Origin of the sequence: Streptomyces sp. NPDC059524 (assembly GCF_042749255.1) — a bacterium.
In the GTDB taxonomy this organism is placed as follows: Bacteria; Actinomycetota; Actinomycetes; order Streptomycetales; family Streptomycetaceae; genus Streptomyces; species Streptomyces xanthii.
The window spans coordinates 1-9,904 of sequence record NZ_JBHYTK010000018.1 but is presented as its reverse complement, the minus strand read 5'-3'; the positions used below and the strand labels follow the sequence as shown (position 1 = coordinate 9,904).

General features: G+C 70.7%; 9 protein-coding genes. 1 reads left to right on the top strand and 8 read right to left on the bottom strand.

The features are described from left to right. Nucleotides 1-131: 131 nt before the first annotated feature. The 7 genes from ccsB to hemL form a co-directional block, all read right to left on the bottom strand. Complete coding sequence (gene ccsB, locus ACFW9D_RS07915) at nt 132-1,229, bottom strand: c-type cytochrome biogenesis protein CcsB (protein WP_188337496.1); 1,098 nt, start codon at nt 1,227-1,229, stop codon at nt 132-134. Next, the gene (locus tag ACFW9D_RS07910) at nt 1,226-2,974 is read right to left on the bottom strand and encodes a cytochrome c biogenesis protein ResB (RefSeq protein ID WP_384619125.1); all 1,749 of its coding nucleotides are present in this window, start codon (nt 2,972-2,974) and stop codon (nt 1,226-1,228) included. The genes ccsB and ACFW9D_RS07910 overlap by 4 nt, the downstream gene beginning before the upstream one ends. Before the next feature lie 3 nt (nt 2,975-2,977). Continuing rightward, entirely contained in the window at nt 2,978-3,751 is a 774-nt protein-coding gene (locus tag ACFW9D_RS07905) for a cytochrome c biogenesis CcdA family protein (protein ID WP_188337498.1), read from the bottom strand. A gap of 6 nt (nt 3,752-3,757) precedes the next feature. Continuing rightward, nucleotides 3,758-4,381, bottom strand: a complete 624-nt coding sequence (locus tag ACFW9D_RS07900) for a TlpA family protein disulfide reductase (protein ID WP_384619122.1) — start codon at nt 4,379-4,381, stop codon at nt 3,758-3,760. Nucleotides 4,382-4,447: 66 nt separating this feature from the next. After that, nucleotides 4,448-5,701, bottom strand: coding sequence for a hypothetical protein (locus ACFW9D_RS07895; protein WP_384619120.1), 1,254 nt, complete (start codon nt 5,699-5,701; stop codon nt 4,448-4,450). Nucleotides 5,702-5,986: 285 nt separating this feature from the next. Continuing rightward, nucleotides 5,987-6,694 (bottom strand): histidine phosphatase family protein, encoded by a 708-nt coding sequence (locus ACFW9D_RS07890; protein ID WP_188337500.1) that lies wholly within the window; start codon nt 6,692-6,694, stop codon nt 5,987-5,989. Beyond that, the gene (gene hemL / locus ACFW9D_RS07885; protein ID WP_384619117.1) at nt 6,691-8,016 is read right to left on the bottom strand and encodes a glutamate-1-semialdehyde 2,1-aminomutase; all 1,326 of its coding nucleotides are present in this window, start codon (nt 8,014-8,016) and stop codon (nt 6,691-6,693) included. Before hemL ends, ACFW9D_RS07890 begins: the two co-directional genes overlap by 4 nt. A gap of 239 nt (nt 8,017-8,255) precedes the next feature. Between hemL and ACFW9D_RS07880 the strand changes: the two genes are divergently transcribed. Continuing rightward, nucleotides 8,256-8,882 carry a hypothetical protein gene (locus ACFW9D_RS07880; protein ID WP_188337502.1) on the top strand — a complete coding sequence of 209 codons (627 nt, stop codon included), beginning with the start codon at nt 8,256-8,258 and terminating at the stop codon, nt 8,880-8,882. Nucleotides 8,883-8,904: 22 nt separating this feature from the next. On the opposite strand, the gene ACFW9D_RS07875 is transcribed toward ACFW9D_RS07880, so the two are convergent. Then, the gene (locus tag ACFW9D_RS07875) at nt 8,905-9,771 is read right to left on the bottom strand and encodes an LLM class flavin-dependent oxidoreductase (protein ID WP_384619114.1); all 867 of its coding nucleotides are present in this window, start codon (nt 9,769-9,771) and stop codon (nt 8,905-8,907) included. Between the last annotated feature and the right edge of the window lie 133 nt (nt 9,772-9,904).

Here is a 9,904-nt window from a genome sequence, read left to right as displayed (position 1 = left end):
GCGGGGGGGGCGGGGGGGTGGGGGGGGGGCCGGCCGGGGCGGGGTGTGTCTGACGGCCCCCGCGGGGGCCGCCCCCCGGCGGGGGCGGCCGCCCCCCCCCCCACGGTTGTCGTACGTGTCCTGCGGGCGGCTCAGACGCCGGCGTAGGAGTGCTTGCCGGTGACGAAGATGTTGACGCCGTAGTAGTTGAAGATCCAGCAGCCGAAGGCGATCAGGGCCAGGTAGGCGGCCTTGCGGCCCTTCCAGCCGGCGGTGGCGCGGGCGTGCAGGTAGCAGGCGTACGCGACCCAGGTGATGAACGACCAGGTCTCCTTCGGGTCCCAGCCCCAGTAGCGGCCCCACGCGTCGCCGGCCCAGATGGCGCCCGCGATGATCGTGAACGTCCACAGCGGGAAGACCGCCGCGTTGACGCGGTAGGAGAACTTGTCGAGGGACGCCGAGGCGGGCAGCCGCTCCATGACCGAGGTGGCGAACTTGCCGGGCGTGCCCCCGTTCGCGAGCTTGTTCTCGTAGCTGTCCTTGAACAGGTACAGGAGCGTGCCGACGGCGCCGACGTAGAAGACCGCGCCGCAGAAGATCGCCGTCGAGACGTGGATGTACAGCCAGTACGAGTGAAGAGCGGGAACCAACTGGTCGCTCGCGGTGTACAAGACAGTGACAGCGAGGCCGAGGTCGAGGAGGACCGTGGTGACCAGGGGGAGGCCGAGCCAGCGGACGTTCTTCTTCAGCGCGAGCAGCGCGAGGTACACGCCGACGGCGACGGTGGAGAAGGTGATGCTGAACTCGTACATGTTGCCCCAGGGGGCACGCTGCACCGACATGGCACGGGTGACGACACCGGCGAGCTCGATGACGAAGGCGAGAGCCGTGAGAGAGACGGCGATACGCCCGTAGAGGTCGCCCTGCGCGTCGTCGCCCGCGGCACCGGGGCCGTCCGGCACGTCACGTGATCCGGCACCGGCCCGGGTGACGACCGCGGGACGGTCCAGGACGGCCGTGCCGCCGTCCTTCTTCTTCACGGTGACGGCGGGCGCGCCGGCGCGGGCGGTACCCTCCGCGTCCTTGGCGCCGGTCAGCGCGGCCGCGGTGCGGCCGACCTTGCTGCGGCTGCCGAAGATCCACTCGGCCATGTTCGCGAAGAACGACAGCAGATACACGGCCATCGACGAGTAGATCAGGACGTTGCTGGTGTGCGCCAGGTTCTCGTTGGTCGCGGCGGCGAGAGTCATTTCCCAGCCCCTTCGGCTGACGGTGCGGAGTCGGGTTCGGGGGCGCTGGGCGCCTGGTCGTGCAACTGGCCGACGAGTTCGCCGAGCTCCTCGGGGAGCTTCGCGGACTCGCTGCGGCCCAGGCCCGCCATCTCGACGACGGTGACGCCGTCGGAGCCCTCGACAGCGCGCACCCAGACTCGGCGGCGCTGGATGAACAGGGAGCCGGCCAGACCGGCGATCGCGGCGAGCGCACCGGCGAGCGCCCAGCCGTCACCGGGCTGGTGCGTGATCTGGAAGCTGGCCCACTGCTTGATGTCCTTCTCGAAGGTGATCGAGCCGGCACCGTTCGGCAGCTTCAGGGTCTCGCCGGGCAGCAGCCGCTTCTTCAGCAGTTCGCCCTTGGAGTCCTTGAACTCCTTCATCTTGGAGGTGTCCAGTTGGTACACGTTCTGCGGGATGCCCGAGTCCACGCCGAGGCTGCCGTGGTACGCGGACAGCGCGAGCACGGGGAAGTCAGCGGCGGGGAACTGGGAGAACATGTCGCCCTTGCCGGAGCCCGCGAAGGTGGGCACGAAGAAGGCGTTGAAGCCGAGCTGCTCCTTCTTCCCGTTCTTGTCGCGGTAGCCGTCCATGACCTTGATGGCACCGGTGGAGGTGACGTTGGCGTCGATGGGCAGCAGCGCGACGGTCTGCCGGGCGACGACCTTGCCCTTGCCGTCGCGGACGGTGACGGTCGGCGCGTAGCCGTGGCCGTTGAGGTAGACCTTGGTGCCGTCGACGTCGAGGGGCTTGTTCACCTCGATCGCGGTCTTCTTCTGCTTCCCGTCGGCGCCCTCGCTGTACGTGACCTCGGCGCGGTAGGTGCGCGGGGTGCCCTTGTTGGGGCCCGTGCGCTCGTAGGTGCCGACGAACTTGTCGAGCTGGAAGCTGAAGGGGGTGAGGTCGGTGTCCGTGTCGAAGAGGTTCCCGGACTTGAAGTCGTCGTACATCGGCAGGGCGTTGGAGAAGCCTCCGTCGCCCTCGACCATCAGCTTGCCGCCCTCGGACTTGAACAGCTGGCCCCAGGCGAAGGCGATGAGCATCACGATGAGCGCGATGTGGAAGACGAGGTTGCCGGCCTCGCGCAGGTAGCCCTTCTCGGCGGCGACGGCGTCACCGGCGACGTGGGCGCGGTAGCGGCGCGTCTTGAGGACGGTGAGCGCGGCGGCGTGCACGTCGGCGGGGGCGGTCTCGGTGCGCCAGGTCGCGTAGGCGGGCAGCCGGGTCAGGCGCCGGGGGGCGCCCGGGGGCCGGCCGCGGAGCTGGCCGACGAACTGCCAGGTGCGCGGGACGATGCAGCCGATGAGCGAGATGAACAGCAGGATGTAGATCGCGGAGAACCACACCGAGCTGTAGACGTGGAAGAGCCCGAGCTTCTCGTAGACCGGCGCGAGCGTGGTGTGCGCCTTCTGGAAGTCCTCGACCTTGAGCGGGTCGGTGCCGGTCTGCGGGATCAGCGATCCGGGGATCGCGCCGAGGGACAGCAGGAAGAGCAGGATCAGCGCGACCCGCATGGAGGTCAGCTGCCGCCAGAACCAGCGGGCCCAGCCGATGACGCCGAGCCGTGGCAGGGTCGGACCGCTGTCCTCCTGGGGCGCGGTGGACAGGCGGCCGGCCGCCGCGTCCGGTTCGGACGCCTCGGTCGCGGCGGTCCCGGCCGGCTCCTGCGCCGTGCCGGGCGTCGCGTCCGTGGCGCTCTTGTTGCCGCTGTTCGTGGTGCTCATGGATCAGATTCCCACCGAGAAGCCGTTGGACCAGGTCTGCATCTGCTGCACCAGGGTGTCCCAGACACCTGTGAGCAGGAGGACGCCGGTCAGGATCATCATGATGCCGCCGATCCGCATCACCCAGGCGTAGTGCTTCTTGACCCAGCCGAAGGCTCCGAGCGCCTTGCGGAAGGCGACCGCGGCGAGCACGAAGGGCAGGCCGAGCCCGAGGCAGTAGGCGACCATCAGTATGGCGCCGCGGCCCGCGCTGCCCTCCTGGAACGCCAGGGTGTTGACCGAGGCGAGGGTCGGGCCGATGCACGGGGTCCAGCCGATGCCGAAGAGGGCGCCCAGTATCGGGGCGCCGACCAGTCCGGTCACCGGCCGCTTGTGGATGCGGAACTCACGCTGGGTCATCCAGGGCATGAAGCCCATGAAGAAGACCCCCATGACGACCATGAGGATGCCGAGGATCCGGGTCAGGACGTCCTGGTACTCCTGGAGCGTCTGCCCGAAGAAGCCGAAGAGGGCGCCGCCGGACACGAAGACGGCGGTGAAGCCGAGGACGAAGAGTCCGGCGCCGGCGGCCATCCGTCCGCGCCGGGCCTCGGCCAGGTCGGTGCCGGAGACACCGGTGACGTAGGACAGGTAGCCGGGCACGAGCGGCAGCACGCACGGGGAGAAGAACGAGACGAGGCCGCCGAGCACCGCGATGGGCAGCGCCACGACCAGGGCACCGCTCTCCACGGTGCCGCCGAGGCCGTCAGCGGCGAGGGTGACGAGAGTGGGGGGCACCGTCGATCACTTTTCCGCGATGACGGGGTCGATCAGCTTGTGCAGGCTCTTCTCGTTGAGCGCCTTCAGCGAGCGCGCGGCGATCTTGCCGTCGCGGTCGATGACCAGGGTGTTCGGGATGCCCTGCGGGTTGAGCGTGCCCTTCTCGAACTTGAGGAGCAGCTTGCCCGAGGGGTCGTAGAAGCTCGGGTAGGGGATCCCGTAGTCCTTCTCGAAGGCGATCGCCTGGTCGGTCTGCGGGTCCCGGGTGTCGATGCCGAGGAACTGGACGTCCTTCGGGTCGGACTCCTTGGCGACCTTGGCGAAGTACTTGGCCTCGGCGCGGCAGGGCGGACACCAGGAGCCCCACACGTTGATGACGAGGACCTTGCCCTTGTGGTCGGCCGTGCTGAGCGGCTTGCCCTCGAGGTCCTTGCCGGACAGCACCGGCGCGGTGCCGCGGTCGCCCTTGGCGACCGTGGAGATCCCGCCGGAGCTGGACACGAAGTTGGTGTTGCCGCCACCCCCGGCGGTGCCGCCGTTGCCGCACGCGGTCAGCAGCAGCGCCGCGACGGCGGCGCCGGTGGCGAGGACGGCGGTGCGGCGCTTGGTCGCGGGGGTGGTGCGGGGGGCGCGTCGGGCGGCACTCATGTGAAAAGTTTCGCATGTCTGTTTAGGGGATCTTCCGCACCCCCCTCGCGCGGAGAAAATCCCAGTTCAGGAAGGGTTTGTCAGGAACTTGGCCCACCCCTGCGCGGGCTTCTGACCCACGTCCAGAGTGCGCATTTTGTCCAGCACGGCGGGGTCCTGCGCGTCCATCCAGTCGACGAACTGGCGGAAGGACACGAGCCGTACGTCCTTGTTCTTGTCGGCCTTCGCCGCGATGTGCTTGAGCGCGCCCTCGACGGCGTCCATGTAGATGCCGCCGTTCCATTCCTCGAAGTGGTTGCCTATGAAGAACGGCGCGCGGTTGGTCTCGTAGGCGCGGTCGAAGCCGGATATGTAGGCGTCGGTGGCCTGGCGGCGCCAGCGCGGGTAGTTGTGCGCGGGGGCCCGCGTCGAGTTCAGCGACTGGTTGGCCAGCATGTTGTAGTCCATCGACAGGACCTCGAAGCTGCGGCCTGGGAAGGGGACGGCCTGCAGCGGCAGGTCCCACACCCCGTTGCTCTTGACCGGCCAGCGCTGGACGCCGCCGGGCGAGGACGCGTCGTAGCGCCAGCCGAGCTCGCGGGCGGTCGGCAGCAGGTTCTGCTGGCCGAGCAGACAGGGGGCGCGGCCGCCGATGAGCTCCTTGTCGTAGTCGAAGGGCAGCGACGGCAGGTCGGTCCAGCCGGTGTTCGTCCGCCACTCCTTGACGAAGGACTTGGCCTGGTCGATCTCGCTGCGCCACTGCGCGGAGGTCCAGTTGGCGACGGAGCCGGAGCCACCGCAGAAGTGCCCGTTGAAGTGCGTGCCGATCTCGTGGCCCTCCAGCCAGGCCCGGCGCACGTTCTTCAGCGTCTCCTTGACGTGGGCATCCGTGAGGTAGCCGATGTCGGAGGCGCCGACCGGATTGTTCGGCGGCCGGTAGAGCCGCTTCTTGGACTCCGGCAGGAGGTAGATCCCGGAGAGGAAGAAGGTCATGCCCGCGTTGTGCTCACGGGCCAGATCGAGGAAGCGGGGGAACAGCCCGTTGCCCACCTCGCCCGCGCCGTCCCAGGAGAAGATCACGAACTGCGGCGGGGTCTGCCCCGGCTCCAGACGCTCCGGCGGGGCCGGCTGGTGCGGCTGCTTGCCGGTGTACGCGGTCGAGCCGTCGCCGATCGGCTTGGCGGCGGGCGGGGTGGGTGTGCCCGGACCGCCGGTCCCGCCCTGGCCGGGCCTCCCCGTAGAGACGGACGGCGCCTTCCCCGATCCGCAGCCGGCCAGAGCCACGGCGGCGGCCGCCCCCGCTCCCAGTCCGAGCATTCCCCTGCGGCTGACATCGCGCATCGCGTCCCCATTCATCACGCCGCGCACCCGGTCTCGGTGCGCACTGGATTAGAGGGAGGGCCGGGCGACCGGGTTCCTGGAATCGCGATGCTTTGGGCAGGTTTTGCCGAGCCCCGGGAGGAGCCCGCCGACAAGCCGCCCAACGCCGCCGCAGACCCGCATGCGTACAGGCACGGGCGGAGGCACGGGCACGCGCACAGACACGGGCACGGGCACGCGCACAGGCACCGGCGCAGGCGCGCGGAAGGGCCGCCACGAGGTGACGGCCCTTCCGATGACGGTGGCTCAGGCGCCGAACGCCTTGTCCTTCCCCTTCACCGGCTTGGCACCGGCCAGGAGATGGGCGGGCACGAGATCGCGGGCGGGCTCGGTGTAGCCCACGGACACGATCTTGTCGCCGAGGTAGGTGAACGTGGTGAGCGAGGCGAGCGTGCACTGCCGCTTGCGCGGGTCGTGCCACAGCCGGCGCCGCTCCACGTACGAGCGCACGATCCAGATCGGCAGCTGGTGGCTGACCAGGACCGCCTCGTGGCCGCGCGCCGCGTCCTTCGCCGCGTCGAGCGCGCCCATCATCCGCACGACCTGGTCGACGTAGGGCTCGCCCCAGGACGGCTTGAACGGGTTGACGAGGTGCTTCCAGTTGTCCGGCTTCTTCAGGGCGCCGTCGCCGACACCGAAGGTCTTGCCCTGGAAGACGTTGTCCGCCTCGATGAGCCGCGCGTCCGTGTTCAGGTCCAGGCCGTGGGCCTTCGCGATCGGCGTCGCCGTCTCCTGCGCCCGCTCCAGCGGGGACGCCACGACGTGCGTGATGTCCCGCGGCGCCAGGTGCTCGGCGACCCGGTCGGCCATCTGCCGGCCCAGCTCGGACAGGTGGTAGTCGGGCAGCCGCCCGTACAGGATCCCGTCCGGGTTGTGGACCTCGCCGTGGCGCATCAGGTGGACGACGGTGATGTCCTTGTCGCTCTGCCCGGAGCCGCTGTTCAGGGTGCTCATGCGGTGGCCTCCGCGGCGGCGCGGGCGGCGGCGGGCAGCGCGGCGGCGATCCGCTCGATCGCGCGGTCGTCGTGCGCGGTCGACACGAACCAGGACTCGAACGCGGACGGCGGGAGGTAGACGCCCTGAGCCAGCATCGAGTGGAAGAACGCGGTGAAGCGGAACGACTCCTGCGCCTTGGCGTCGTCGTAGTCGCGCACCTCGTTCTCCGTGAAGAACACCGAGAACATGTTGGACGCGTTCTGCAGGCGGTGGGCGACGCCCTCCTTGGTGAGCGCGTCGGTGACCAGGGTGCGCAGCTGCTCGCTGACCGCGTCGACCTTGACGTACGCGGCGTCGTCGAGGAGGCGCAGCTGGGCGAGGCCGGCGGCGGTCGCGACCGGGTTACCGGACAGGGTGCCCGCCTGGTAGACGGGGCCGGCGGGGGCGAGGTGGGCCATCACGTCGGCGCGGCCGCCGAAGGCCGCGGCCGGGAAGCCGCCGCCCATGACCTTGCCGAAGGTCATCAGGTCGGGCGCGACGCCGTCGACGCCGAACCAGCCGGCCTTCGACGTGCGGAAGCCGGTCATGACCTCGTCGGAGATGTACAGCGCGCCGTTCTCCGCACAGACCGCCTTGAGGCCGGCGTTGAAGCCGTCGGCGGGCGGGACGACGCCCATGTTGCCCGGCGAGGCCTCGGTGATGACGCAGGCGATCTCGCCGGGGTGGGCGGCGAACGCGGCGCGGACGGCCTCGAGGTCGTTGTACGGCAGGACGATCGTGTCGCCGGCCTGGGCGCCGGTGACGCCCGGGGTGTCGGGCAGGCCGAAGGTGGCGAGGCCCGAGCCGGCGGCGGCGAGCAGCGCGTCCACGTGCCCGTGGTAGCAGCCGGCGAACTTGATCACCTTGGCGCGGCCGGTGAAGCCGCGGGCCAGGCGGATCGCGGACATGGTGGCCTCGGTGCCGGAGGACACGAGCCGCACCTGCTCGACCGGGGCGATCCGGTCGACGATCTCCTCGGCGAGCGCGACCTCGCCCTCGCCGGGCGTGCCGAAGGAGGTGCCGCGCGCGACGGCCTCCTGCACGGCCGCGACGACCTCGGGGTGGGAATGGCCGAGGATCATCGGCCCCCACGAGCAGACGAGGTCCACGTATTCACGGCCGTCCGCGTCCGTCAGATAGGGACCGGTACCGGACACCATGAAACGGGGCGTACCGCCCACGGCTCGGAACGCGCGCACCGGGGAGTTCACGCCACCGGGCGTGACCACGGACGCACGGTCGAAGAGCCCCTGAGATACGGGTGCCTCATAGGGATAGGGGGTGTTGTTCGCCTCTGCCATGCCTCTCAGGTTACGGCCCGTCCTCTCGCCCTCCTCCGCGCGGACCCGCGGCGGCCTAGACTCGGTGTCCTGGGCCCCCTGCGGCCCGGGGGGCCGACCGCTCGCGCAGTTGTTTCACTCGCACGTTTCGGCGGGTGAGGGTGGGGGAGGTCACTGACACGATGATCGGGTTGCGCGTCGGCGGTCGCGCGGCCTAGAAAAGGGCCTTGGTGCCCTTGGAACAGCAGTCGGGTGGAGATATGCATCGCGGTGGCGGCGGACTGGGCGAGGGGACCGACGACCTGGGCCCGCGGCGTGCCCGTCGGGGGAAGCACCGGCGCGACGACAGAGCGGCCCGGACCCAGCGCGCCTCGGACTCTCCGGACGACGAGGGCGGCGCGGGCGTCGACGGCGGGGCAGGCGGGGAGAGCGGCGGGAATGGTGGCCGGGTGGGGGTGACCTACAAGTACTTCGGCGCGCCGGACGGCGCGACGGCGGCCCGCGTCCCGATCTCCATGCGTCCCGAGGAGCTCGGCGGGGACGAGCTGGGCATGGGCGGCATGTTCACCAAGATCAAGCCGGAGACGATGGCCGCGATGGTCCTCACCGGCATCGAGGGCATACCCCTGCACAAGGTGCCGCCGCTGGAGCTGGTCGTGCTCCACCCCGACTACGCGGTGGTCAAGCTCCCCATGACGGTCGTCGACCCGCTGCGCGGGGTCGGCGAGGAGGCCGTCGGCGCCGCGGCGTTCATCTGGTCGACGGTCCCGGACCGGGGCGGGCCGCGGGACGCGTTCAACGTGTACCAGCTCCTGCACGAGTGGCAGGACTTCAGCCACCGCCTCCACGAGGCGGGGCATCAGCCGTACTGCCTGGTCTGGCCGTAGGGTCCGGCCCGGGCTTCGTGCCTCAGATCTTCGGTGGTCCCGCCTCGATGCGGCGCAGGACCGCCTCGTAGGAGTCGACGGAGCCGCCGCTCTGCAGCTGGCGCTCGTCCCACCAGGTGGCGCCCGCGTCGGCGAGCGGGCCGACGATGTCGCGGGCTGCGGCCGGGTCGGCGGGGGTGAGGCCGCCGGTGACGATCTCGAAGGGGGCCTGCGGGTCCTCGCGGTGATCCCGTACGTACGCGACGGCTTCCGCGAGCCGTTCGGGCGTGGGCGGCACCCCGTGCAGCGCGTCCGTGAACAGCGGGGCCGCGCCGTCCCAGCGGGCCGCGCGGCGCATCGGGCGCCGGTGCGGCCAGAAGCCGCCGATCCACACGGGCGGGCGGGGGCGCTGCGTCGTGGCGGGCAGCAGCTGGGTCTCCTGTACCCGGTAGTGGGCGCCGGTGTGGTTGACGGTCTCGCCGGACCAGTAGCGGGCCAGCAGGTCGAGGCCCTCGTCGAGGCGTTCCGCGTGCACGGTGCGGTCGGTGGTGTCGCCGAAGCTGCCGTACTCGTCGTCGGCGGGGCCGCCGAGTCCGGCCCCGAGGATCAGGCGGCCGCCGCTCAGGGCGTCCAGGGTGGCGGTCTGGCGGGCCAGCTGTTCGGGGCGGTAGCGGGGGATCGCCGCGACGAGGGGGCCGAGGCGGATCCGGCTCGTGGCGAGGGCCGCCGCGGTCAGCAGGATCCAGGGGTCGCCGAAGGGTTTGCCCTGCTGCACCTTCTTGTCGTGCACGACGTGGTCCCAGACGAACAGGCCGTCCCAGCCGGCCTCTTCCGCTGCCACGGCGGTGCGGGCGACTGTCCTGGCGTCGGCGAAGTCGCCGAAGTTCGGGATGTTGATGGAGTAGCGCATGCGGCGCATCGTCCTCCCCAACTCTGCGTCGGGGCCAGCCAATTGTGGGCCTGGGTCAATCGACTTCGTCTGCGGCTCCGGTGGGGGCTGGTCGCGCAGTTCCCCGCGCCCCTGGAGATGCGCACTTCGTGCG